The following is a 24,035-nucleotide window of genomic DNA, read 5'->3' on the forward strand; positions in this document are numbered from 1 at the left end:
CACCGAGTCCCCATCGTGACCATGAGTTTCTGGCCGTGCTGGGACGGGTCGAGTAGCGTTCCTGGTTGCCATGTCTAGTCTGATTCCCGCCGTGATGGTTCCGGCGTTCATCCCCAGCCCGAGCCAGGGTGTCTGGCACGTCCTCGGCCTGCCGATCCGCGCGTACGCGCTGTGCATCCTGGCCGGTATCTTCATCGGTTACTGGCTCGGCCGACGCCGCTGGGTCGCCCGCGGCGGTTCGCCGACCGTGCTGGCCGACATCATGTTCTGGGCCATCCCGTTCGGGCTGGTCGGGGCGCGGATCTACCACGTCATCACCGACGCCGAGCTGTACTTCGGCGCGGGCCGGCACCCGATCGACGCACTGAAGATCTGGCACGGCGGACTGGGCATCTGGGGTGCCGTCGGCTTCGGCGCGCTCGGCGCCTGGATCGCCTGCCGGCGCGCCAAGGTGCCGTTCCTGGCGGTCGCGGACGCGATGGCGCCGGGGATCGCGCTGGCGCAGGTGTTCGGGCGGTTCGGCAACTACTTCAACCAGGAGCTGTTCGGCAGGCCGACGACCAAGCCGTGGGGCCTGGAGATCGCCCCCGAGCACCGGCCGGACGGGTTCGCCGACTTCGCCACGTTCCATCCGACCTTCCTGTACGAAGCGATCTGGAATCTCGGCGTGGTCGTGCTGGTCATCCTGGTCGACCGCCGCTTCAAGCTGGGCCACGGCCGCGCGTTCTTCCTCTACGTGGCCGGCTACACCGCGGGCCGCGCCTGGATCGAGAACCTGCGCATCGACACGGTCAACCACTTCCTCGGCCTCCGCCTGAACGTGTGGACCGCCCTCATCCTGTTCGTCCTCGCCGTCGTCGCCTTCATCATCAGCGCCCGCAAGTACCCCGGCCAGGAAGACCTCACCACCGGCCCCGCCGCCGGCAAGCCCACCGCGGACGCGGCGACGCCGGAAACGGTGGACGACGAGCAGGCGAGCACCGACGAATCAGCTGATACTGAAACGACGGACGCCGTACCGGACAAACCAAAGGTCGAGGCGACCAACGGTTCCGAATCAGATGGGTCTCGTGACTGACATTCCCGAGGTTTCTGCCGAGCACCACGGAGATCACACCCACCGTGATGTGAACGGCGGCTGGCTGCGACCTGCCGTCTTCGGCGCCATGGACGGCCTGGTCTCGAACTTCGCCCTGATCGCGGGCATGGACGGCGGTACGACGTCCGGCTCGCAGGTGATCGTGCTCGCCGGGCTGGCCGGACTGGCCGCCGGCGCGTTCTCGATGGCAGCCGGGGAGTACACCTCGGTCGCCTCGCAGCGCGAGCTCGCCCGGGCCGAGATCGAGGTGGAGCGCAAGGCGATCCAGCGGCACCCGATCGACGAGGAGATCGAGCTCGCCGAGACCTACCGCGCCAAGGGCCTCGACCCGGACCTGGCCAGCAAGGTCGCCAAGCAGTTCCACACCGACCCGGACCAGGCGCTGGAGGAACACGTCCGCGAGGAGCTCGGCATCGATCTGCACGACCTGCCGAACCCGCTGCTCGCGGCCGCGTCGTCGTTCGTCTGCTTCGCGGTCGGCGCGTTCATCCCGCTGGCGCCGTACCTGCTCGGTGCGGGCAGCGTCGTACCGGCCCTGATCCTGTCGCTGACCGCCCTCTTCGTCTGCGGCGCGGTCGTGTCGAGGGTGACCAGCCGGTCCTGGTGGTACTCCGGCCTCCGCCAGCTCATCCTCGGCGGCCTGGCCGCGGGCCTCACCTACTTCGTCGGAACGCTGGTCGGACCCGGAATCTAGGCCTTGAACAGCCCGCTGTAGGCGTTGAGCGCGGGCTGGCCGCCGAGGTGGGCGTAGAGGACGTTGGAGTCCTTCGCGATGTCGCCGTTCCGGATCAGGTCGATCAGGCCGGCCATCGACTTCCCCTCGTAGACCGGGTCGATGATCATCCCCTCGAGCCGACCGGTGAGCCGGATCGCGTCCAGCGTGGACTGCACCGGGATGCCGTACCGGTCACCGGCCCAGCCCTCGAGCACGGTGATCTCGTCGTCGCGCAGGTCCCGGCCGAGGTCGATCAGCTCCGCGGTGGCGCGCGCGATCCGCTCGACCTGGTCGCGGGTCTCCTGCAGCTTCGCGCTCGCGTCGATCCCGATCACCCGCCGCGGCCGGTCCTGGCCGGCGAACCCGGCGATCATCCCGGCCTGCGTCGACCCGGTCACCGCGCAGACGACGATCGTGTCGAAGAAGACGCCGAGCTCGCGCTCCTGCTGCTCGACCTCGTAGGCCCAGTTGGCGAACCCGAGCCCGCCGAGCCGGTGGTCCGAGGCTCCCGCCGGGATCGCGTACGGCGTACCTCCGCGCCGCTCGACGTCCGCGAGGGCTTCCTTCCAGCTGTCCTTGAACCCGATCCCGAACCCGGCCGGATCGAGGCGGACCTCGGCCCCCATGATCCGGCTCAGCAGGATGTTGCCGACCCGGTCGTTCAGCGCGTCCGGCCAGTCGACCCAGTTCTCCTGCACCAGCACGGCCTTCAACCCGACCTTCGCCGCGACCGCCGCGACCTGCCGGGTGTGGTTGGACTGATACCCACCGATCGACACCAGCGTGTCGGCCCCCTGCGCCAGCGCGTCCGGGATCAGGTACTCCAGCTTCCGCGTCTTGTTCCCGCCGTACGCCAACCCGGAGTTGCAGTCCTCCCGCTTGGCCCAAACCCGCGCCCCGCCAAGCTCGGCACTCAGCCGCTCGAGCAAGTGCACCGGGCTGGGCCCGAACGTCAATTGGTACCGCGGAAAGTCGTTCAGTGTCATAGATTCCTCCAGTGTTCCCTGGCGAGATCGACGTACTCCCGTCCACCTACCTCAACCACCTGGGCACCATCTTCGCCCGCTTCGACACCCAGGACTCCGGCAACGTCGCGTACGGCGTCCAAACCCCCGACCACAAGTACTTCGTCAAGACCGCGGGCGACCCCACGGACAGCACGCCGTACCTCGACTTCGACGGCCGGGTCGCCCTCCTCCGCACCGCCGTGGAGCTCGCCGAGTCCGTCAGCCATGCCACGCTGCCCACCGTGCACGCCGTGATCGAGTCCCCGTCCGGCCCGCTCGTCGTCTACGACTGGCGCGACGGCGAACACCTGGGCAACGACCGCGACCACCCCGCCAGCGCTCACCAACGCTTCCGCGCCCTCCCGCCGAGCGAGATCCTCGCCGCCCTCGACGAGCTCTACGACCTGCACGCGAAGCTCGACGCCGCCGGCTGGGTCGAGGGCGACTTCTACGACGGTGCGCTCCTCTACGACTTCGGCGCGCGCCGACTCACCGTCATCGATCTCGACACCTACCGCCGCGGCCCCTTCCGCAACACCATGGGCCGCATGTTCGGCTCCACCCGCTTCATGGCCCCCGAACAACACTCCCTCGGCGCCCCCATCGACACCCGCACCACGGCCTACGTCCTAGCCCGCACCGCCCTCGTCCTCCTCCCCGACCCCCCGCCCCCGCAGTACGCCGTACTCCAAGTAGCCACCACGACCCGCTACCCGACCTACCAAGCCTTCCACCAGGCGTGGTTAGCAGCCCGAACCTGACGACTCCACGCCAGTTGCCGGGGCCTGAGACAGGAACTGGTGGGTGCGGACCTGTTATTACATGTCTCAGCCCCCCACGAGGTGTCTCAGCCCCCCACGAGGTGTCTCAGCTCCCGGAAGGTGTACGCACTCCTGGAACTGTCTGTGCTGCGTACCGACGGACGGGTAGTGGTCGACTGCAGCGCTGTCCGCTCGCCTCCGTCACCCGGTCCCACCCGGGATCTGGGCGACCACTACCCGTTCGTCGGTACGCGGCACGGCTTCTATGAGACGTGGTCGGCGGCTTCGTTCACCACGTCTGACAGCGTCTGCAGTCGGGCGACGTGATCACCGGGGTTCGGCTGGGTCAGGGCCCACGCCGCGCGTGACAGGCCGGTGTAGGCCGCGACCAGCGTGGTTCCGCGGCGTACGGCGTCTGTCTTCTCGGCATGGGTTGCCAAGAGGTCGTCGAGTGAGGTGTCTACGGCTAGCAGTAAATAGGCGAGGTCGAAGCCGGGTGGGCCGAGGCCGAACTGTTCCCAGTCGATGGCCAGTACGTCGTCGCCGTCGCGGCCGGGCAGGTTGACCGGATGCGCGTCTCCGTGGGTCGCGACTCGAGGTAGGGCGTCGAGGGCCGCTAGGGCGACGTCTCGCCGTGCCCAGAGGGCATCCGTGGCTGGTGAGTTGAGGCCTGCGCGCGAAAGGGCGCTCCAGCCGCCACGGCGTTCCACGGTCGTCAGGCGGTCTCGGAGTACGTCCCGGGCACCCCACGCCGGCTCTTGTATCGAGGAGCGTGCGAAGCGGCCCAGGGCGGCAGCCAGGGCGACTGGGGTCCACTGGGCGGGGGGCACGTAGGCCATTCGGAGGGTGATGCCTGACGGGTCGCGTTCCACGCCGAGACACGCCGGGGAGCGGAGGCCGGGGGTTGAGCTGACGATGCCGGATTCGGCGACGAGGGCCTGGCGTTCCCAGTAGGCGTGGTGGCGGGGGTCTTGGACGCCACGGACGAGGCGTTTGACCACCTCGCGGTCGGGGGTGAGCCAGACGCCGCCGGTGGCTTGGCCGGTGCCGGCGGTCAGGGAGCGCCAGGCGGGGGAGGGCTGCCAGGTCATGGGCGTGGCCTATCAGATGGCGACCCGTCTCAGCAGGTGAATTTCAGGGGGCGTGGGTGGTTGCGGGGCGGGGTTGCTGGGAAGATTAGGGCTGGTAGTGAGCGCTTGCTTACTGTGGGTTATCAGGGCGTTGTGACGGTGGGACGAGCGTCCATCTGTCGGGCGTCATGAGGTAGTCTCGGGACTCCCGGCTTGGGCCAATGTTGTCCCGCGGCCAGTTGTTGACCGTAGGACGACGGGAGCCCCTGAATGTTTGGTCGCCCCCCATTCCCGAGCGAGGGACTCTACGACGGGCAGCACGAGCACGATGCTTGTGGTGTCGCTTTCGTCGCGACCCTGACCGGTGAACCGAGCCACGACATCGTGGCCAAGGCTTTGACCGCCCTGCGCAACCTCGAGCACCGCGGCGCCTCGGGTGCCGAACCGGACTCCGGCGACGGCGCCGGCATCCTGATCCAGATCCCGGACGCGTTCTACCGCAAGGTGTGCGAGTTCGAGCTGCCGGCCAAGCACAGCTACGCCGCCGGCATCGCATTCCTGCCCGCCGAGGCCGACGACGCGGCCAAGGCGATCGACCGGATCGAGGAGCTCGCGGCCGAGGAGAACCTGACCGTCCTCGGCTGGCGGGACGTCCCGACCAGCCCGGACCTGCTCGGCGCCACCGCACGCTCGGTGATGCCGACGTTCAAGCAGCTCTTCGTCGCCGCGAAGGCCGGCCGGGTGCTCGGCCTGGCGCTGGAGCGGATGGCGTTCCGGCTCCGGAAGCGGGCCGAGAAGGAGACCGAGACCTACTTCCCGTCGCTGTCCGGCCGGACCATCACCTACAAGGGGATGCTGACCACCGACCAGCTGGACAAGTTCTTCCCCGAGCTGACCGACCCCGACTTCGCCTCGGCGATCGGCATCGTGCACTCCCGGTTCTCCACCAACACGTTCCCGTCCTGGCCGCTGGCCCACCCGTACCGGTACATCGCCCACAACGGCGAGATCAACACCGTCCAGGGCAACCGGAACTGGATGCGCGCCCGCGAGGCGCTGCTGTCCAGCGACCTGATCCCCGGCGACCTCGAGCAGCTCTACCCGATCTGTACGCCGAGCGCCTCCGACTCGGCCTCCTTCGACGAGGTCCTCGAGCTCCTCCATCTGGGCGGCCGCTCACTGCCACACGCGATGCTGATGATGATCCCGGAGGCGTGGGAGAACGCCACCACGATGGATCCGAAGCGTCGCGCGTTCTACGAGTTCCACTCGACCCTGATGGAGCCGTGGGACGGCCCGGCCTCGGTGGTCTTCTCCGACGGCACCAAGGTCGGCGCGGTGCTCGACCGCAACGGCCTGAGGCCATCGCGGTACTGGGTGACTGATGACGGTCTCGTCGTACTCGCGTCCGAGGCGGGCGTCCTCGACATCGATCCGGCCACGGTCACCGAGAAGGGCCGGCTCGAGCCGGGCCGGATCTTCCTGGTCGACGTCGACGCGCACCGGATCATCACCGACTCCGAGGTGAAGAACGCGCTCGCCACCGAGCATCCGTACGACGAGTGGCTGCACGCCGGCCTGATCCGGTTCGAGGACCTGCACGAGCGCGAGCATGTTGTCCACAGCCACGCGTCGGTGACCCGCCGCCAGCAGGTGTTCGGGTACACCGAGGAGGAACTGCGCGTCATCCTCACCCCGATGGCGAAGGCCGGTGCCGAGCCGATCGGCTCGATGGGCACCGACACGCCGATCGCCGTACTGAGCGACCGGCCGCGGCTGCTGTTCGACTACTTCGCGCAGCTGTTCGCCCAGGTCACCAACCCGCCGCTGGACGCGATCCGCGAGGAGCTCGTGACCTCGCTGTCGTCGAGCCTCGGCCCGGAGTCGAACCTGCTCAACCCGAGCCCGGCGTCCTGCCGACAGGTGGTGATCCCGTTCCCGGTGATCACCAACGACGAGCTCGCCAAGCTGCGGCACATCAACCTCGACGGCGACATGCCGGGCCTGGCTACCACGGTCCTGCGCGGTGTGTACGACGTCGAGGGCGGGGGAGAGGCCCTGCGGGCACGGCTCGCGGAGATCTGCGCCGAGGCCGACGCGGCGATCAAGGACGGCGCCCGGATCCTGGTGCTGTCCGACCGGCACTCCAACGCCGACAGCGCCCCGATCCCGTCGCTGCTGCTGACCGCCGCGGTTCATCACCACTTGGTGAGGGAGAAGACCCGTACGCAGGTCGGTCTGGTCATCGAGGCCGGTGACGTCCGCGAGGTCCACCACGTCGCCCTCCTGATGGGGTACGGCGCGGCCGCCATCAACCCATACCTCGCACTGGAGTCGGTCGAGGACTTGTGCCGCCGCGGTACCTACCTGCCCGGGATCGAGCCCGAGCAGGCAGTGCGCAACGTGGTGAAGTCGCTCGGCAAGGGCGTGCTCAAGGTCATGTCGAAGATGGGTGTCTCGACGGTCGCGTCGTACACCGGCGCCCAGATCTTCGAGGCGAACGGGCTGTCCCCGTTCCTGGTCGACATCTACTTCACCGGTACGTCGTCGAGGCTCGGCGGCGTCGGCCTGGACACGATTGCCGAGGAGGTACGCCGCCGGCACCTGCGCGCGTACCCGGCGGACGGGATCCTGCCCGCGCACCGCAAGCTGGAGATCGGCGGGGAGTACCAGTGGCGGCGTGAGGGTGAGCCGCACCTGTTCGATCCGGACACCGTGTTCCGGCTGCAGCACAGCACCCGGACCGGGCGCTACGACATCTTCAAGCAGTACACCGCTCGCGTGGACGAGCAATCCGAGCGGCTGATGACGCTGCGCGGGTTGTTCGGCTTCAAGAGCGACCGCGAGCCGATCTCCGTCGACGAGGTCGAGCCGGTCAACGCGATCGTCAAGCGGTTCTCCACCGGTGCGATGAGCTACGGCTCGATCAGCGCCGAGGCGCACACCACGCTGGCGATCGCGATGAACCAGCTCGGTGGCAAGTCGAACACCGGTGAGGGCGGCGAGGACTCCGACCGGCTGCACGACCCGGCGCGGCGGAGCTCGATCAAGCAGGTCGCGTCCGGGCGCTTCGGTGTCACCTCGGAGTACCTGACGAACTCCGACGACATCCAGATCAAGATGGCGCAGGGTGCCAAGCCGGGCGAGGGTGGCCAGCTGCCCGGCAACAAGGTCTACCCGTGGGTGGCGAACACCCGGCACTCGACGCCGGGCGTCGGCCTGATCTCGCCGCCGCCGCACCACGACATCTACTCGATCGAGGACCTGGCCCAGCTGATCCACGATCTGAAGAACGCCAACCCGCAGGCGCGCATCCACGTGAAGCTCGTCTCCGAGGTCGGCGTCGGTACGATCGCCGCCGGTGTCTCGAAGGCCCACGCGGACGTCGTACTGATCTCCGGTCACGACGGTGGTACCGGTGCGGCACCGCTGACGTCGCTGAAGCACGCCGGTGGTCCCTGGGAGCTCGGACTGGCCGAGACCCAGCAAACCCTGCTGCTGAACGGATTGCGCGACCGCATCGTCGTGCAGACCGATGGCCAGCTGAAGACCGGCCGGGACGTGGTCATCGCGGCGCTGCTCGGTGCGGAGGAGTACGGCTTCGCCACCGCGCCGCTCGTGGTGTCGGGCTGCATCATGATGCGGGTCTGCCACTTGGACACCTGCCCGGTCGGCGTTGCGACCCAGAACCCGGTGCTGCGCGGGCGGTTCTCGGGCAAGCCCGAGTTCGTGGTGAACTTCTTCGAGTTCATCGCCGAGGAAGTTCGCGAGTACCTGGCCGAGCTCGGCTTCCGGTCGCTGGACGAGGCGATCGGGCACGCCGAGGTGCTGGACATCCAGCGTGCGGTCGACCACTGGAAGGCCGACGGGCTCGACCTGTCGCCGATCCTGCACGTGCCGGCGCTGCCCGCGGGCGCGTCGCGTCACCAGGTCGTCGGCCAGGACCACGGCCTCGACAAGGCGCTCGACAACGAGCTGATCCGGATCTGCGAGCCCGCGTTGGAAAGCGGCGAGCCGGTACGGGCGCAGTTGGCGATCCGCAACGTCAACCGGACCGTCGGCACGATGCTCGGTCACGAGATCACCAAGCGGTACCGGGCGGCCGGGCTGGCCGACGGCACGATCGACCTGACCTTCACCGGATCGGCGGGCAACTCGTTCGCCGCCTTCGTCCCGAACGGGGTCACGCTGCGGCTCGAGGGTGACGCCAACGACTACGTCGGCAAGGGGCTGTCCGGTGGTCGCGTGGTGATCCGTCCGGATCGCCGCGCACGGTTCGACGCGGCCGACCAGATCATCGCCGGCAACGTCATCGCGTACGGCGCGACGTCCGGTGAACTGTTCATCAGTGGTGGCGTCGGGCAACGGTTCTGCGTCCGGAACTCCGGGGCCACCGCGGTCGTCGAGTCGGTCGGCGACCACGCCTGTGAGTACATGACCGGTGGGCGCGTCGTCGTACTCGGCGCCGTCGGCCGGAACTTCGCGGCCGGCATGTCGGGCGGCGTGGCCCACGTGCTCGATCTGGACCACACCTTGGTGAACCCGGATCTGGTGGATCTGCACCCGGCGACCGAGGACGAGTCCGAACTGCTGCACGACCTGGTCCGCCGGCACCACGAGGAGACCGGTTCGGAACGAGCGGCCAAGCTGCTCGCCGACTGGCCCGAGGCGGCTACCAGGTTCACCACGGTGATGCCCCGCGACTACGCCCGGGTGCTGGCGGCCAAGGCGGCCGCCGAGCGGGACGGGCTGGACGAGGACGCCACCACGCGAGCGATGATGGAGGCCATCTGATGGCTGACCCGAAGGGATTCCTGACCACCCAGCGGGAGGTCGCCGAGCGGCGGCCGGTCGACGAGCGGGTGCAGGACTGGAAAGAGGTCTACCCCGGTGGGCCTGGCAAGGCACTGCTGCCGATCATCACCAAGCAGGCCGGTCGCTGCATGGACTGCGGCATCCCGTTCTGCCACAACGGCTGCCCGCTGGGCAACCTGATCCCGGAGTGGAACGACCTCGTCTGGCGCGACGACTGGTCCAGCGCGATCGAGCGGCTGCACGCGACCAACAACTTCCCGGAGTTCACCGGCCGGCTCTGCCCGGCGCCGTGCGAGACCTCGTGCGTACTCGGGATCAACCAGGACCCGGTGACGATCAAGAACGTCGAGGTCGCGATCATCGACAAGGCCTGGGAGTCCGGTGACGTCCGGCCGCAGCCGCCGGAGTGGCTGACCGGCAAGACGATCGCGGTCGTCGGTTCCGGCCCGGCCGGTCTGGCCGCCGCGCAGCAGTTGACCCGCGCGGGCCACACCGTCGCGGTGTACGAGCGCGCCGACGCGCCCGGGGGCCTGCTGCGGTACGGCATCCCCGAGTTCAAGATGGAGAAGGAACAGGTCGACCGCCGGATCCAGCAGATGAAGGAGGAGGGCACGGTCTTCCGCTCCGGCGTGAACGTCGGCGTGGACGTGACCGGGACCCAGCTCAAGCAGCGGTACGACGCGGTCGTGATCGCCACCGGGGCCACCGCCGCCCGCGACCTGCCGGTGCCGGGCCGCGAGCACGGCGGGATCCACCAGGCGATGGAGTACCTGCCGCAGTCGAACCGGGCCTCGCTCGGCAAGCTGGTCGAGGACCAGATTCTTGCCACTGGCAAGGATGTGGTGATCATCGGCGGCGGCGACACCGGGGCCGACTGCCTCGGTACGGCGCACCGGCAGGGTGCCCGCTCGGTGACCCAGCTCGAGATCATGCCGCGACCGGGTGACGACCGCCCGGCCGGCCAGCCGTGGCCGACGTACCCGATGATCTACCGGGTCGCCTCGGCGCACGAGGAGGGTGGCGAGCGGGTCTACTCGGTCTCCACCGTCAATTTCGAGGCCGATGCCGAGGGCAACGTCTCCGGACTGAACCTGGTCGAGGTGGAGTTCAAGGACGGCAGGCTCGTCCCGGTCGAGGGCACCGAGCGGACCATCCCGGCGCAGCTGGTGCTGCTCGCGATGGGCTTCCTCGGCCCGGAGCGCGAGGGCTTCCTCGAGCAGCTCGGCGTCGAGCTGGACGAGCGCGGCAACGTGAAGCGGGACAAGACGTACCAGACCTCGGTCGAAGGTGTTTTCGCCTGCGGCGACGCCGGTCGCGGTCAGTCCCTGATCGTCTGGGCCATCGCCGAGGGCCGGTCCTGCGCCAACGGCGTGGACACCCTCCTCACCGGCTCGTCCACCCTCCCCACCCCCATCCCCCCGACCGCCCGCCCGCTGGCGGTCTGAACCTTGTGCGCCCACCAACCACAATTCGTGACGAAAAGTGGTTGGTCGGTGCCCAAGGTGGGACGTCCCGATAGGTTGGGAGTGTGGCTACGCGCCTGGTGACCCGAGCTCGGCTCCGTGCAATCGCGCCGTGGGCCGCACTCACCCTGCTCTGGCTGGTCACCTCGCTCGCGGTCGGTCTGTTCGCGTTCGCCAACGACTCCGAGCGGGTCACGATCGGCGCCCACGCGGCGACCGTCTCGCCGACCTTCGACGGGCACGCCACCGTCGACCTCGGCGCCGTCCTGCCCCGGCTGCGGATCGCCGCCCACAATCCGCTCGGTCTCGGTGTCAACATCGACGTCCAGGAGACCGACGCCGACAACCTGACCGACCTTATCAACCGCGACGCCCTGATCGCCTCCCAGCCCGACGGTGAGATCGCGCGGATCCAGCAGGTGGTGCGGGACATGGCGGTCGACGACGCGCTGGCGGGCGCCGGTTCCGGTCTGCTCGTGGTCGTCCTCGTGGCGACCGTCTGGGCGGTGGTCGGCACCCGGCGCCGCCGCGAGCTGTGGCACCTGGTGCACCGGCACGAACGACGCCTCGAGCACCGCGCGATCGTCGTCCTGGTCGCGATGCTGATCACGATCGCGTCAATCTTCGGACCGGCCAGGATGCGGCCGGCCGACGTACCGCCGACCGAGTGGCGCCCGCTCGCCCAGTTGCTGCCGGAGATCCCGCTGGACGCACAGCTGCAAGGGGTCGAGGTCGCGTCCGGGTTCTCCACCACGGGTGGGGTCGGGGTGATCCGGACGGCGGTCGAGACGTACCAGCGATCGACCCGGTTCTACGGTCAGCTGAAGGATCGGGTCGGCGACGTCGCCGGCGAGATCCATCAGCCCGGCGAAGGCCAGAAGGTCGCGATCCAGGTCAGCGACCGGCACGACAACATCGGCATCGACGGTTTCGCCGCGGAGGTGGCGAAAGCGGGCGGCGCGAAGATCCTGATCGACGCCGGGGACGACACCTCGTCGGGTCAGTCCTGGGAGGTGTTCAGCATCAACTCGTTGCGCCAGCACTTCAAGGACTTCAAGGTGGTCGCCGTCGCGGGCAACCACGACGCCGGCGGGCACGTCGAGAACGCGATGCGCAAGAACGGTTTCACGGTGCTGGACAGCAAGCCGGTCGAGGTCGAGGGCATCCGGTTCCTCGGTGACAGCGATCCGACCAAGACCGGCCTGGGCAGTGCGGACCAGCCGGGTGACGAGACCACTGCCGAGCAGTCGCAGCGGCTGGCGGACATCGCCTGCGACCAGCCCGAGGACAAGCGGATCTCGACCTTCGTGGTCCACGACCCTTCGTCGTTCGCGGACACCGCCACCCTGGGCTGCGCGACCCTGCTGCTGTCGGGTCATCTGCACCGGCAGGTCGGCCCGGAGAGCAAGGTCGTCGACGGCCGTCCGGTGACGACGTACACGAACGGTACGACCGGGGGAGCGGCGTACGCGTTCGCCCTCGGCTACACGCTGCGGCGGCCGGGCGAGGTCACGCTGATCACGTATCAGAAGGGTCAGCCGATCGGCCTCCAGACGGTCACCGCCGAACTCACCGGCGACATCACGGTCGGCGCCTACACCCCCTTGCCTTCTTGACGATTCAGGCTTCGTCCCCTCTTGTCATCAGCTGTTAACTGTCCAGTAAGGGGGGCGGACCAGCGGGCGCAGTGGTTTGTAGGAGTAGGGTTTTGTGACGTGCGTCGCGCAAAGATCGTTTGTACGCTCGGCCCGGCTACGGCCGCCCCTGAGCGCATCCTGGAACTCGTCCAAGCAGGTATGGACGTCGCAAGACTGAACCTGAGTCACGGCGCCCATGCCGAGCATGAGCGGATCTATCAGCGGATCCGCACCGCAGCGGCCGAGACCGGCCAGAACGTCGGGATCCTGGTCGACCTGCAGGGTCCGAAGATCCGCCTGGCGGAGTTCGCCGAAGGCAAGGCCACCCTGACCTACGGCGAGCGCTTCACCATCACCACCCGGGAGGTGCCGGGTGACGTGACCATCTGCGGTACGACGTACGACGGCCTGCCCGGTGACGTGAAGCCGGGCGACCAGCTGCTCATCGACGACGGCCGGATCGCGCTGGTCGCCGAGGAGGTGACCGAGACCGACGTGGTCTGCCGGGTCACCGTCGGCGGACCGGTGTCGAACCACAAGGGCATCAACCTGCCGGGTGTCGCGGTCAGCGTGCCGGCGATGTCGGAGAAGGACGCCGAGGACCTGCGCTGGGCGCTGCACCTGCCGGCCGACATGATCGCGCTGTCGTTCGTGCGCGACGCGTCCGACATCCAGCTGGTGCACAAGATCATGGACGAGGAGGGTCTGCGGATCCCGGTCGTCGCCAAGATCGAGAAGCCGCAGGCGGTCGCCAACCTGGACGAGATCATCGAGGCCTTCGACGGGTTCATGGTGGCCCGCGGCGACCTCGGCGTGGAGCTCCCGCTCGAGGAGGTCCCGCTGGTCCAGAAGCTGATCATCGACCAGGCCCGGCTGAACGCGAAGCCGGTGATCGTCGCCACCCAGATGCTGGAGTCGATGATCTCCGCGCCGCGGCCGACCCGGGCCGAGGCGTCCGACGTCGCGAACGCCGTACTCGACGGTGCCGACGCGGTGATGCTGTCCGGTGAGACCAGTGTCGGCCGGTTCCCGATCGAGACCGTCAAGACGATGTCCCGGATCGTGGAGTCGACCGAGGAGCACGGCCTCGGCCGGGTGGCCGAGATCGACTGGGAGCCGCGGACCAAGGGTGGCGTGATCGCCCGGGCCGCCGCGGACGTGGCCGAGCGGCTCGAGGCGAAGTACCTGGTGGCCTTCACCCAGTCCGGTGACACCGCGCTGCGCCTGGCCCGCTACCGCACCGAGATCCCGGTGCTCGCCTTCACGCCGGTCCCGTCGGTCAGCTCCTGGCTGAGCGTCGTCTGGGGAATCGAGACGCACATCGTCCCCACCGTCGACCACACCGACGAAATGGTCCGCCAGGTAGACCAGCGCCTCCTCGAACTCGGCAAGCTCAACAAGGGCGACCTCGTAGTCATCGTCGCCGGCTCCCCACCCAGCCTCCCCGGCTCCACCAACGCCCTCCGAGTCCACCGCATGGGCGACGCCATAGAAGGCATAGCCCCCGCCTACCGCAACCCGGCCCCGTAGACACCTGATGTGAGGCGGGCAGCCAGGCGATCCGGCTGTCCGCCTCTCGTCATTTCGGCAGGTTGTAGGCGACCGGGTGCAGTGGCTGGTAGACCGGCAGGCAGGCGCCGCTGGGCAGGAAGATGCGGGCGGAAACACCAGCAGCTCCGCAATAAACTCCGATCAGCTTCCGCATCCCCGCTGTGCAGAATCGCCTGAGCCCCCAACGAACACGCCGCACTCCTCTCACCTGAGCCTTCACGGTACGACGCGCGGGCGGCTACGACTTCGGCCCGATGAACTCGTCCAGCCGGGCAACCGCCTCGCGCCGGGCGACGGACAACGCGTTTCGCCGAGGCATTCGCCACGGGATGTCCAGCAGGCCGAGCGTCCACTGGCAGATCCGCATGATGTCGGCGGACTCGTTGGAGAACATGTAGCGCGAGTACTCGTATCTCTTCGGCCGGCCACCCACCGTCCGGGTAGCCCAGTTCGCGAACCGGCACCCATCGGAGTTGAACAACCCACGCAGCAACAGTTCGGGATGCCCGGCAACGATGTCCCGTTGCCAGGCCGTCAACTCGATCCGGCGCCGGTGCTTCGGACCAGGTCCGTGTTGCGGGAACATGCACGGCCAATGCTTCCAGTACGAGACGACCGACGTGTACCCGACGGCCTGGACCCGGTGCACGGGTCGGCTCGGGTGAACCGCGACGATGGCCGCCTCCGCTTCGTCGATGAGGCGCGGATAGCGGTCGTCACAGGCGATCCGCAGGTCATAGACGCCCCTTCGATGCTTCGATAGACATCCGTCGCCGAGGTAGAGGCCGAGGAGATGCGCGTACGACGGGGTCGGCAGCTTCCCGTTCGAGCAGAGTGGGCAGCTGGTCGGGTCAGGCGCACGGTCCGTCCGGTCCCGCCAGTCACGGAGCGTGGCCCGACTCACCCCGAGCCGCTTGCTGATCGCGTTGAGACTGTCCCCGACCACCATCGCCGCCAGCGCGACAGCACGCACCTGCTCGTCGTACATGACACAAGACTCGCAGCCGCGACCGACAATTTCGTCGGCCGATTGTGTGCCCTGGGTGGGACTCGAACCCACACTGGATGCTGTTTGAGAGCACTGCCTCTGCCGATTGGGCTACCAGGGCGTTGCGGAGAAGATCCTAACCCATCGAACACCCCGAGATCTCGCAAGGGGCACGCCGCCAGGAGGTCGTTGCCCAGTGCCCCGAAAGCTTCTGGGTGGGCAGTTCTGACCCGATGGCGCCGGATCTGCTGGAGATCGGCCGGGGTCGATAAGGTGTGCCTTGTGACTGCTAAGCGTGTGGTGATCGCTGAGGACGAGGCTTTGATCCGGATGGATCTGGCCGAGATGCTGGCCGAGGAGGGGTACGACGTCGTCGGGCAGGCGGGGGATGGGGAAGAGGCCATCCGGCTGGCGACCGAGCATCGGCCGGATCTGGTGATCCTCGACGTGAAGATGCCCAAGCTGGACGGGTTGAGCGCGGCGGAGAAGATCGCCGGCGAGCGGATCGCACCGGTGCTGATGCTGACCGCGTTCTCGCAGCGCGAGCTGGTCGAGCGGGCCCGCGACGCCGGCGCCATGGCGTACCTGGTGAAACCGTTCTCCAAGGCCGACCTGCTGCCCGCGATCGAGATCGCCGCCTCCCGGTACGTCGAGCTCGCCGAGCTGGAGCGTGAGGTCGCCGGCCTGGCCGAGCGGCTGGAGACCCGCAAGCTGGTCGATCGGGCCAAGTCGATCCTGCAGACGAAGTTCGGGCTGTCCGAGCCGGACTCGTTCCGCTGGATCCAGAAAACCGCCATGGACAAAAGAGTTTCCATGCGGCAGGTCGCGGAGTTGGTTGTTGACGAGGCTGGCGGTAGTGACTGAATCACTCTCCGCTCATCGAGCTGAGCGCGCGTACAGCAATCACTGATACTCATGCTGCTTACCGCTGTAACGACCTCACAACACACACTCCGTGACATCGCCGAGAGAGCTTGCTGAGGTCTAACCTGCCGGTGCTCGCGGGAAACGCGGGAGTCCGGGTTTCCCGGACTATCCAGACATGGGAGGAACAGTGCACCAGCGTTCCGTAGTAAGGGTCGGCGCGTCGCTGATCGTTGCGTCGTTGGCCCTGACTGCCTGCGGCTCACGCAGTGGCGACGACTCCGGGGGGGACTCCGGAGGTTCGACGAAGACTGCCAAGATCGGCGTGATCGCGCCTCTGTCAGGAGACTTGTCGGCGCTGGGACTGGGTATCCAGCACTCGGTCGAGCTGGCCGTGAAGCAGGCCAACGACTCCAACGCGATCCCGGGCTGGAAGCTCGAGGTCGTGCCGAAGGACGACGAGGCGAAGCCGGACCCGGGTAAGAACGCGGCCACCGCGCTCGCCGGTGACGCGGACGTCATCGGCGTGGTCGGCACGCTGAACACCAGCGTCAGCCAGCAGGTCCAGCCGGTGCTCGCACCGAAGAACATCGTCCAGGTCTCGCCGGCCAACACCGGCCCGGGCCTGACCCAGGGCGCGAACTGGCAGACCGACCCGAAGCGGCCGTACCCGACGTACTTCCGCACCTGCACGACCGACGCGGTCCAGGGTCCGTTCGCGGCTCGCTACCTGTACGAGACGGCGAAGATCACCAAGGTCGCCACGATCCACGACAAGAAGGCGTACGGCCAGGGTCTGGTCGGCACCTTCACCGAGGAGTTCAAGAAGCTGGGTGGTCAGGTCGTCGCGGCCCAGACCATCAACCCGGACGACTCGAACTACCAGGCCGTGATCTCCGCGATCAAGCCGTCCGCCCCGCAGGCGGTCTACTACGGTGGTGAGTACCCGCAGGCCGGTCCGCTCTCGCAGCAGATGAAGGCCGCCGGTCTGAACGTCCCGCTGATGGGCGGCGACGGCATCTACGACCCGAAGTACATCACCCTGGCCGGCAAGACCAGCACCAACGACCTGGCTACCTCGGTCGGCGCGCCGGTGGACGCTCTGGAGTCGGCGAAGAAGTTCGTCGCGGACTACAACGCGGCCGGCTACAAGGACCCGTACGCGGCGTACGGCGGCTACTCCTACGACGCGGCGAACGCGATCATCAACGCCCTGAAGACCTCGCTGAAGGACGCCAAGGACGTCGAGTCCGCCCGTCAGGCGACGGTTGATGCCCTCGGCAAGGTCTCCTTCGACGGCGTGACCGGCAAGGTCGCCTTCGACCAGTACGGCGACACCACCTCCAAGGTGCTGACGGTGTACAAGGTCGACGGCGGCAAGTGGGCCACCGTGGAGACCAAGGACTTCGAAGCCAAGTAAGCAGAGTCGACCTCATGCCTCGGGGGTGGGAGCGATCCTCCCACCCCCGTGGCGTGTCATAACTGAGGTAGATGGGAGGTCGACGTGGACCAGTTCTTCCAGCAGCTCGTGAACGGGCTGACTCTGGGGTCGCTGTACGCCCTGATCGCGGTCGGTTACACCGTCGTCTACGGCATCGTGCAGCTCATCAACTTCGCCCACGGCGAGGTCTTCATGATCGGTGCGTTCGGCGCACTGACGACGTACCTGTTGTTCTTCGACGGCAAGACCAACCTGTGGATCCTGCCGATCATGATCATCGGCGCGATCATCGCGTCGGTCGGCACCGCCGTGGCGATGGAACGTGTCGCGTACCGTCCCCTGCGGAACGCGCCACGACTCGCACCGCTGATCACCGCGATCGGTATCTCGGTGTTCCTGCAGGAGTTCGTCCGGCTCTTCTACGAGCGCCCGGGCTGGACGCTGTTCGGCTTCGCCGGAATGGCGCTGGGCATCGGCTACTACGTCGGCACGCGGGTGTCGAAGGCCGAGCTGAACCATCCGGTGACCAAGTGGTACGACCGTGCCGCGCTGATCGGCGCCGTGGTCGGCCCCGTCGCCGTCTGGGTAGGGGTACGGCAGATCAGCAGCGACCTGACCGCGGGGCTGGTGGTGGGCGTGGTCATCGTGGGCGCGATCGTCGGTACGGCGATCGGCTGGCTGGCCGGTCTGGCCGTACGACGGAGGGCGCGCACGGAGATCAAGATCCCGGCGATCGCGGCGGCCGCGGCCACCGCGGCCGTGGCCGCGGTGGTGGGCTGGGTGCTCTTCGAGAAGCTCATCAGCAGCATCACCTGGCCGAGCGCCAAGCAGCGCATCCCGTTCCCGCAGATCGATGTGGTGACCGGAACGGCGATCGACATCGGTGGCGTGACCATCCAGCGGTCCGCGATTTTCACCATGGGCGCGCTGGCCATCTGCGCCATCCTGCTGTGGTTCTTCATCAACCGGACCCGGCTCGGCCGCGGTATGCAGGCCGTGTCGCAGGACCCGGACACCGCCCGGCTGATGGGTATCAACGTGGACCGGATCATCGTGGTCGCGTTCGCACTCGGCGCCGTTCTCGCGGCTATCGCGGGTGTGTCGCAGGGCCTGCAGAACAACAACATCGACTTCCGGATGGGCTTCCTTGCCGGTCTGAAGGCGTTCACCGCCGCCGTCCTCGGTGGTATCGGCAACATCTACGGCGCCGTCGTCGGTGGTCTGGTGCTCGGTGTCATCGAGGCGATGGCGACGCAGTACATTCCGGGCCAGTTCGGTGGTAGCACCTGGAAGGACGTCTGGGCCTTCGTGATCCTGATTCTGGTACTGGTGTTCAGGCCGCAGGGCCTGCTCGGCGCAAGGGTGGTGGACCGGGCATGACCGATGTGAGGACGCCTCCGGCGGGGCCGGAGACCGCGGCTGAGCCGCAAGCCAAGCCGTTCGCCTGGCCGCTGGGCCTGGCCGGTGTGGTGCTGGTCGTCGTGGGCTCGTTCCTGTCGTGGAGCTACGACAGCACGATCCTGGGCGACCTGTCGATCAACTTCTACCCGGGTGGCCTGCAGATCCTGGCGATCATCCTCGCCTTGATCGCGCTGGTCCTGCTGCTGGCCGAGAAGGGCCCGCTGTCGAAGCTTGGCGTGTGGCTCGACGCCACGGCCGGTCTACGGGCACTGGGCTTCACTCTGACGCTGTACATGCTGCTGGTCCTGATCGCGATCTCGGTCGACTCCGACGGCTTGATCAACGTGAACCCCGGCGCGTACATCTCGTTCGCCGGTGCCGTGCTGATCCTGGTCAGCGCCTGGATGCTGCCGTTGCGGCAGTTGCGGGACATGAGCGAGGCCAAGTTGCCGGCCTGGCTCGAGATCCTCGCGATCGCGGTGCTGATGGGCGGCGTGCTGTTCCTCGCGGCGTACGCGCTCGGGTTGGAGGACGCCTGGTCGTTCATCCTCTGCCTGGTGTTCATCGCCGCGGTCGTGGCCGTACTGTTCCGGACCGGGGTAATGAGCTGGGTCGGCCATGTCTCGCAGCGGCAGCGCAAGGTGCTGACGCTGTCGGCGGTCGTGGTCGCGTTCCTGTTCCCGTTCACCCAGGGCGGCTCGGACGCGAACATGTCGATCGCCACCCAGGTGCTGGTCTTCGCGGCGACCGCGATGGGCCTGAACATCGTGGTCGGTCTGGCCGGCCTGCTCGACCTCGGGTACATCGCGTTCCTCGGGTGCGGCGCCTACGTGGCCGCCACCATGTCGACGTCGGCGTTCGCGACCGTCGGGTGGAAGCCTCCGTTCCTGGTCGTGATGCTGATCGGCGCCAGTGTCGCGGCGACCCTGGGTCTGATCATCGGCACGCCGACACTGCGGGTCTCGGGTGACTACCTCGCCATCGTGACCCTGGGCTTCGGTGAGATCTTCCGGTTCTCGATGTTCAACCTGGACGGCAACAACGGCCCGAACCTGACCAACGGGCCGAACGGTGTCCCCGGCATCCCGGACCTGGAGATCGGCGGCTTCAATTTCGGCGACGTGCACACGGTCGCGGGAATCGAGCTGGGCCGGTTCTCGAACTACTACTTCCTGCTGCTGGTCCTGACCGGCTTCGTCATCCTCGTCTTCTCGCGGCTGAACAACAGCCGGATCGGCCGTGGTTGGGTGGCGATCCGGGAGGACGAGAAGGCGGCTGAGGCGATGGGCGTGAACACGTTCGGGCTGAAGCTGCTCGCGTTCGCGACCGGTGCCTTCCTGGCCGGCCTGGCCGGCACCATCAAGGCTCATCAGGACGGCGCGGTCAGCCCGGACCAGTTCATCTTCCTGGAGTCGGCGTTCCTGCTCGCCGCGATCGTGCTCGGCGGTATGGGCACCATCGCCGGTGTGTTGCTGGGGGCAGCGATCCTGAAGCTGCTGCCGGAGAAGCTGCGGTTCTTCTCGGAGTACCGGCTACTGCTGTTCGGCCTGCTGCTGGTGCTGATGATGCGGTTCCGCCCGGAGGGTCTGGTCGCGAACAGACGCCGCCAGTTGGAGTTCCACGAAGAGGACGAGCAGCTGGCCGTCGAGATCGACGAAGAGCACCTGTTCGTCGAGGAGGCGAAATGACCGTCACCGAAACGACCCCGGCACCGGCCCGGGCGTCCGGCGCCGCGGTGCTGGAAGCCACCGGCGTGACCATGCGGTTCGGTGGTCTGCTGGCGGTCAACGACGTCAACCTGACGGTCCGCGAAGGCGAGATCGTCGGCCTGATCGGCCCGAACGGGGCCGGCAAGACGACCTTCTTCAACTGCCTCACCGGCCTCTACAAGCCGACCAGCGGCGAGGTCCGGTTCGCCGGTACGCCGCTGCCGCCGAAGCCGCGGGCGGTCGTCAAGGCCGGGATGGCGCGGACGTTCCAGAACATCCGGCTGTTCGCCAACATGACCGCGCTGGAGAACGTGATGGTCGGCCGTTACTGCCGGACCAGCTCGGGCGCGCTCACCTCGGTCCTGCGGGGGCCGAAGTTCCGCCGCGAGGAAGCTGCCACCATTGCCCGGGCCCAGGAGCTCCTCGACTTCGTCGGCCTCGGCAAGTCCACCGACCACCTGGCCCGGAACATGCCGTACGGCGACCAGCGCCGGCTCGAGATCGCGCGAGCGCTGGCCACCGACCCGAAGCTCGTCCTGCTGGACGAGCCGACGGCCGGTATGAACCCGCTGGAGACCCGGCAGGCCAGCGACCTGATCTTCAAGATCCGGGACTCGGGCCTGTCGGTCGTGGTGATCGAGCACGACATGCGGTTCATCTTCAACCTCTGCGACCGGGTCCTCTGCCTGGTCCGCGGCGAGGCGCTGATCGAGGGCACCCCGCAGGAGGTGCAGTCCGACCCGCGGGTGATCGAGGCCTACATCGGCACCGGCGAGCAGGACGACGAGGACGAGGACGTCGTACCGCAGCAGCCGCAGGACGTAGTCGACGGCGAGGAGGAGACCCCATGACCGCGATGCTCGAGGTCCGCGACCTGGAAGTTGCCTACGGCAAGATCGTTGCGGTGAAGAAGATCAGCTTCAGCGTGGAGCAGGGGCAGGTGGTGTCGCTGATCGGCACCAACGGCGCCGGCAAGACCACCACGCTGCGGACGATCTCGGGGCTGCTCCGGCCGACGTCGGGCGAGATCCTGTTCCAGGGCGAGCGGATCGAGCAGGTGGCCGCGCACGACATCGTCGCCCGCGGTCTGGCCCACTCACCGGAAGGGCGGCGGATCTTCCCGAGGCTGTCGGTCGAGGAGAACCTGATGCTCGGCGCGTTCGCCCGTAAAGACCCCGGGGGCGTGCGCGCCGACCTGGACGCGGCGTACGACCTGTTCCCGATCCTGGGGGAGCGGCGCAAGCAGCCGGCCGGGACATTCTCCGGTGGTGAGCAGCAGATGCTGGCGATGGGCCGGGCGATGATGAGCCGGCCGAAGCTGCTGATGCTGGACGAGCCGTCGATGGGGCTGTCGCCGATCATGATGAAGCGGATCATGTCGACGGTCACCGAGCTGCAGCAGCAGGGCACCACGATCCTGCTGGTGGAGCAGAACGCGCAGGCGGCCCTGAAGCGGGCCGACTTCGGTTACGTGCTGGAGGTCGGCAAGATCGTGCTGTCCGGCACCGGCCGCGATCTGCTGGTCAACGACGAGGTCCGCAAGGCCTACCTCGGCGAGGACTGAGTTCGTCTGCCTGAGCCCCTCTGGTGTCACACCAGAGGGGCTCAGCTGCGGATGGCCACCAGTAGCTGCACAAGCAGGGGAGCGACGATCAGCGCCGGCAGCAGATCGGCAACCGCGACCTGCTTGAGCTTGAGCAGTCGCAGCGCGACACCGATCAGCATCACGCCACCGGTCGCCCCGAGCGCGGTCACCTGCGCGTCCGGGAGTACGTCGCCCAGCACCGCACCGACCGCGGTCATCGAGCCTTGGACGACGAGTACGACCAGCGCCGAGGCGGCCACGCCCCAGCCGAAGGACGCGGCGAAGGCGATCGAGGTGAAACCGTCCAGAACCGCCTTCAGATACAGCTGATCCGCGCCCCGGCCGAGTCCGTCGGACAGCGCGCCCAGGAACGTCAGCGGACCGACGCAGAACACCATCGACGCCGACACGAATCCCTCGACGAAGGTGCTCTGTCCTTCACCCCGGTCGAAGCGGTGCTGGATCCACGCACCGAAGCCCTCGAGCCGCTGCTCGATCCGCAGCAGCGAGCCGATGATCCCGCCGATCAGCATCGCGCCGAGCACGATCAGGACCGGAGCGCTGTCGCCGACCGCCTCGCTGAGCACCTGATCGCCGACCGTGAGCGCTGCCGAGATCGCGATCAGCAGCGTGACCAGGCCGATCGCATCGGTGACCAGATCCCGGGTCCGGTGACTCAGCCGATGCCCGATGAGTACGCCGAGTACCGAGCCGACGAGCACTGCCGCGACGTTCACGACGGTGCCGATTCCGATGAACAAACCTGTCTCCGATCAGCCCTGGCCGCGCAGCTTTGCAAGTGACCCCCGAGGGCCTACTGTTGCGCGAGGACGAGCGTATCCGCCGTCCTCGTTCACCTCGGGGGTGGACCGGACCAGGAGGTCGCTGTGGCAGCAGCCATCGAGGTGAGGGACGCCCAGCGAGGCGATGCCGATGCCTTGGTCGCGTTGTGGCGCGAGCTGGCCACCGCGGGTGCGCATCCGTCACGGTTGCCCGCGACACCGTCCGCGGCGGCCGTCGAGGTTGCCGTCAGCAAGCATGTGGACGACCCGTTCGGCCGGTTGCTGGTCGGCGAGCTGGACGGCGAGGTGCACGGCATGGCGTACTTGCGCCGCACCGCGATCAGCCCGCTGCACGAGGACCTGACGGTCACGATCGAGTATCTGCACGTCAGCGACACCGCCCGCCGGCACGGCCTGGGCAAGGCCCTGATCGCGGAGGCGGTCGCCTGGGCCGAGCACGAGAGCTGCGCACACCTGGCCGTGGTCGCCCCCGCGATCGCCCGCGAGGCGAACAGGTTCCTTGCGCGGTTGGGTCTCGGGCAGGCCGGCGTGCTGCGGTTCGCGAACACCCACACGGTGCGTCGCCGGCTCGCCGCCGAGCACGCGCCGAACCTGCTCGCCCTGCTCTCGTCGCGACGGTCCGTGGCGGCCCGCCGCGCGCAGCTCGGCCGCCCGCTGCCGGCCGCCGCGCCGCCGATCGACGTCAGCTACCCGGCGGAGCCTGAATCAGCTGGCACGTGATCCGCGCGGTGCAGACGCGCTTGCCCCGGTCGTCGGTGACGACGACCTCGTACGACGTCGTCGTACGGCCGAGGTAGATCGGGGTGGCGACCCCGGTCACGGTGCCCTCGCGGACCGCACGGTGGTGGGTGGCGTTGATGTCCACGCCGACGGCCACCTTGTCGTAGCTCGCGGCGTGCAGCGCCGAGCCGATCGAGCCAAGGCTCTCGGCCAGGACACAGGACGCGCCGCCGTGGAGGAGGCCGTAGGGCTGCGTGTTGCCGTTGACCGGCATCGTCGCGACCACCTTCTCCGGGGACGCTTGGCTGACAACGATTCCCATCAGCTGCAGCAGCGTGCCCTCCATGCCCATCCCCGGGCCGAGGTCCATTTGATCAGTCACAGGGGCACACTACGCGGGTGTGTC

The 24,035-nt window shown here is 68.1% G+C and carries 20 protein-coding genes and 1 tRNA gene; 14 read left to right on the top strand and 7 right to left on the bottom strand.

Translation table 11 applies throughout. The annotated features are described in order from the left end of the window. Nucleotides 1-70: 70 nt before the first annotated feature. Nucleotides 71-1,078, top strand: coding sequence for a prolipoprotein diacylglyceryl transferase (gene lgt, locus ACZ3HV_RS01815; protein ID WP_465679890.1), 1,008 nt, complete (start codon nt 71-73; stop codon nt 1,076-1,078). After that, nucleotides 1,062-1,793 (top strand): VIT1/CCC1 transporter family protein, encoded by a 732-nt coding sequence (locus tag ACZ3HV_RS01820; RefSeq protein ID WP_465679892.1) that lies wholly within the window; start codon nt 1,062-1,064, stop codon nt 1,791-1,793. The genes lgt and ACZ3HV_RS01820 overlap by 17 nt, the downstream gene beginning before the upstream one ends. Here the strand turns inward: ACZ3HV_RS01820 and ACZ3HV_RS01825 are convergent. Further along, nucleotides 1,790-2,800: a 1-aminocyclopropane-1-carboxylate deaminase gene (locus ACZ3HV_RS01825; RefSeq protein ID WP_465679893.1), complete on the bottom strand. Its 1,011-nt coding sequence runs from the start codon at nt 2,798-2,800 to the stop codon at nt 1,790-1,792. The genes ACZ3HV_RS01820 and ACZ3HV_RS01825 overlap by 4 nt on opposite strands. 11 nt (nt 2,801-2,811) lie before the next feature. Here ACZ3HV_RS01825 and ACZ3HV_RS01830 point away from each other — a divergent pair, with 11 nt between their 5' ends. Further along, nucleotides 2,812-3,582, top strand: coding sequence for a protein kinase family protein (locus ACZ3HV_RS01830; RefSeq protein ID WP_465679894.1), 771 nt, complete (start codon nt 2,812-2,814; stop codon nt 3,580-3,582). 263 nt (nt 3,583-3,845) lie between these two features. Here ACZ3HV_RS01830 and ACZ3HV_RS01835 read toward each other — a convergent pair whose 3' ends face one another. Further along, nucleotides 3,846-4,673, bottom strand: a complete 828-nt coding sequence (locus tag ACZ3HV_RS01835) for a phosphotransferase (protein WP_465679896.1) — start codon at nt 4,671-4,673, stop codon at nt 3,846-3,848. 249 nt (nt 4,674-4,922) lie between these two features. Between ACZ3HV_RS01835 and gltB the strand changes: the two genes are divergently transcribed. The 4 genes from gltB (at nt 4,923) to pyk (ending at nt 14,097) form a co-directional block, all read left to right on the top strand. Then, a complete protein-coding gene (gene gltB / locus ACZ3HV_RS01840) occupies nt 4,923-9,446 on the top strand; it encodes a glutamate synthase large subunit (protein ID WP_465679897.1) in 4,524 nt (1,507 codons plus the stop codon). Further along, nucleotides 9,446-10,912, top strand: a complete 1,467-nt coding sequence (locus tag ACZ3HV_RS01845) for a glutamate synthase subunit beta (protein WP_465679899.1) — start codon at nt 9,446-9,448, stop codon at nt 10,910-10,912. The genes gltB and ACZ3HV_RS01845 overlap by 1 nt, the downstream gene beginning before the upstream one ends. An 83-nt stretch (nt 10,913-10,995) precedes the next feature. Next, the gene (locus ACZ3HV_RS01850) at nt 10,996-12,546 is read left to right on the top strand and encodes a metallophosphoesterase family protein (protein WP_465679900.1); all 1,551 of its coding nucleotides are present in this window, start codon (nt 10,996-10,998) and stop codon (nt 12,544-12,546) included. Between the two features lie 99 nt (nt 12,547-12,645). Continuing rightward, nucleotides 12,646-14,097, top strand: a complete 1,452-nt coding sequence (gene pyk, locus ACZ3HV_RS01855; protein ID WP_465679901.1) for a pyruvate kinase — start codon at nt 12,646-12,648, stop codon at nt 14,095-14,097. A 49-nt stretch (nt 14,098-14,146) separates the two neighbouring features. Here the strand turns inward: pyk and ACZ3HV_RS01860 are convergent, their stop codons facing one another. The 3 genes from ACZ3HV_RS01860 to ACZ3HV_RS01870 all read right to left on the bottom strand — a co-directional run bounded on the left by ACZ3HV_RS01860 (nt 14,147) and on the right by ACZ3HV_RS01870 (nt 15,227). Then, nucleotides 14,147-14,272 carry a hypothetical protein gene (locus tag ACZ3HV_RS01860; protein WP_465679903.1) on the bottom strand — a complete coding sequence of 42 codons (126 nt, stop codon included), beginning with the start codon at nt 14,270-14,272 and terminating at the stop codon, nt 14,147-14,149. Between the two features lie 84 nt (nt 14,273-14,356). After that, nucleotides 14,357-15,106, bottom strand: a complete 750-nt coding sequence (locus tag ACZ3HV_RS01865) for a helix-turn-helix domain-containing protein (protein WP_465679905.1) — start codon at nt 15,104-15,106, stop codon at nt 14,357-14,359. 47 nt (nt 15,107-15,153) lie between these two features. Then, nucleotides 15,154-15,227, bottom strand: a tRNA-Leu gene (locus ACZ3HV_RS01870). Between the two features lie 161 nt (nt 15,228-15,388). Between ACZ3HV_RS01870 and ACZ3HV_RS01875 the strand changes: the two genes are divergently transcribed. The 6 genes from ACZ3HV_RS01875 (at nt 15,389) to ACZ3HV_RS01900 (ending at nt 22,085) form a co-directional block, all read left to right on the top strand. After that, entirely contained in the window at nt 15,389-15,970 is a 582-nt protein-coding gene (locus tag ACZ3HV_RS01875; RefSeq protein ID WP_465679907.1) for an ANTAR domain-containing response regulator, read from the top strand. 178 nt (nt 15,971-16,148) lie between these two features. After that, on the top strand, nt 16,149-17,390 hold the full coding sequence (locus ACZ3HV_RS01880; RefSeq protein WP_465679909.1) for a branched-chain amino acid ABC transporter substrate-binding protein: 1,242 nt from the start codon (nt 16,149-16,151) through the stop codon (nt 17,388-17,390). Between the two features lie 84 nt (nt 17,391-17,474). Beyond that, entirely contained in the window at nt 17,475-18,791 is a 1,317-nt protein-coding gene (locus ACZ3HV_RS01885) for a branched-chain amino acid ABC transporter permease (protein WP_465679911.1), read from the top strand. Continuing rightward, nucleotides 18,788-20,500: a branched-chain amino acid ABC transporter permease gene (locus ACZ3HV_RS01890; protein WP_465679913.1), complete on the top strand. Its 1,713-nt coding sequence runs from the start codon at nt 18,788-18,790 to the stop codon at nt 20,498-20,500. The genes ACZ3HV_RS01885 and ACZ3HV_RS01890 overlap by 4 nt, the downstream gene beginning before the upstream one ends. Beyond that, nucleotides 20,497-21,372, top strand: a complete 876-nt coding sequence (locus tag ACZ3HV_RS01895; RefSeq protein ID WP_465679915.1) for an ABC transporter ATP-binding protein — start codon at nt 20,497-20,499, stop codon at nt 21,370-21,372. Before ACZ3HV_RS01890 ends, ACZ3HV_RS01895 begins: the two co-directional genes overlap by 4 nt. Further along, on the top strand, nt 21,369-22,085 hold the full coding sequence (locus ACZ3HV_RS01900; protein WP_465679917.1) for an ABC transporter ATP-binding protein: 717 nt from the start codon (nt 21,369-21,371) through the stop codon (nt 22,083-22,085). Before ACZ3HV_RS01895 ends, ACZ3HV_RS01900 begins: the two co-directional genes overlap by 4 nt. A 41-nt stretch (nt 22,086-22,126) precedes the next feature. Here the strand turns inward: ACZ3HV_RS01900 and ACZ3HV_RS01905 are convergent, their stop codons facing one another. Beyond that, complete coding sequence (locus ACZ3HV_RS01905) at nt 22,127-22,867, bottom strand: DUF554 domain-containing protein (RefSeq protein ID WP_465679919.1); 741 nt, start codon at nt 22,865-22,867, stop codon at nt 22,127-22,129. 126 nt (nt 22,868-22,993) lie between these two features. Between ACZ3HV_RS01905 and ACZ3HV_RS01910 the strand changes: the two genes are divergently transcribed. Continuing rightward, nucleotides 22,994-23,629 carry a GNAT family N-acetyltransferase gene (locus ACZ3HV_RS01910; protein ID WP_360376090.1) on the top strand — a complete coding sequence of 212 codons (636 nt, stop codon included), beginning with the start codon at nt 22,994-22,996 and terminating at the stop codon, nt 23,627-23,629. On the opposite strand, the gene ACZ3HV_RS01915 is transcribed toward ACZ3HV_RS01910, so the two are convergent. After that, on the bottom strand, nt 23,592-24,011 hold the full coding sequence (locus ACZ3HV_RS01915) for a hotdog fold thioesterase (protein WP_465679922.1): 420 nt from the start codon (nt 24,009-24,011) through the stop codon (nt 23,592-23,594). The genes ACZ3HV_RS01910 and ACZ3HV_RS01915 overlap by 38 nt on opposite strands. Nucleotides 24,012-24,035 lie beyond the last annotated feature (24 nt).

Source organism: Kribbella sp. NPDC020701 (genome assembly GCF_055562215.1).

Bases quoted from the DNA above. Each gene is read 5' to 3' on its own strand.
- ACZ3HV_RS01865 (WP_465679905.1), bottom strand. From the start codon at position 15,106: ATGTACGACGAGCAGGTGCGTGCTGTCGCGCTGGCGGCGATGGTGGTC.
- ACZ3HV_RS01825 (WP_465679893.1), bottom strand. From the start codon at position 2,800: ATGACACTGAACGACTTTCCGCGGTACCAATTGACGTTCGGGCCCAGC.
- ACZ3HV_RS01845 (WP_465679899.1), top strand. From the start codon at position 9,446: ATGGCTGACCCGAAGGGATTCCTGACCACCCAGCGGGAGGTCGCCGAG.
- ACZ3HV_RS01880 (WP_465679909.1), top strand. From the start codon at position 16,149: ATGGGAGGAACAGTGCACCAGCGTTCCGTAGTAAGGGTCGGCGCGTCG.
- ACZ3HV_RS01895 (WP_465679915.1), top strand. From the start codon at position 20,497: ATGACCGTCACCGAAACGACCCCGGCACCGGCCCGGGCGTCCGGCGCC.
- gltB (WP_465679897.1), top strand. From the start codon at position 4,923: ATGTTTGGTCGCCCCCCATTCCCGAGCGAGGGACTCTACGACGGGCAG.
- ACZ3HV_RS01860 (WP_465679903.1), bottom strand. From the start codon at position 14,272: ATGCGGAAGCTGATCGGAGTTTATTGCGGAGCTGCTGGTGTTTCCGCC.
- ACZ3HV_RS01820 (WP_465679892.1), top strand. From the start codon at position 1,062: ATGGGTCTCGTGACTGACATTCCCGAGGTTTCTGCCGAGCACCACGGA.
- ACZ3HV_RS01900 (WP_465679917.1), top strand. From the start codon at position 21,369: ATGACCGCGATGCTCGAGGTCCGCGACCTGGAAGTTGCCTACGGCAAG.
- ACZ3HV_RS01835 (WP_465679896.1), bottom strand. From the start codon at position 4,673: ATGACCTGGCAGCCCTCCCCCGCCTGGCGCTCCCTGACCGCCGGCACC.
- lgt (WP_465679890.1), top strand. From the start codon at position 71: ATGTCTAGTCTGATTCCCGCCGTGATGGTTCCGGCGTTCATCCCCAGC.
- ACZ3HV_RS01890 (WP_465679913.1), top strand. From the start codon at position 18,788: ATGACCGATGTGAGGACGCCTCCGGCGGGGCCGGAGACCGCGGCTGAG.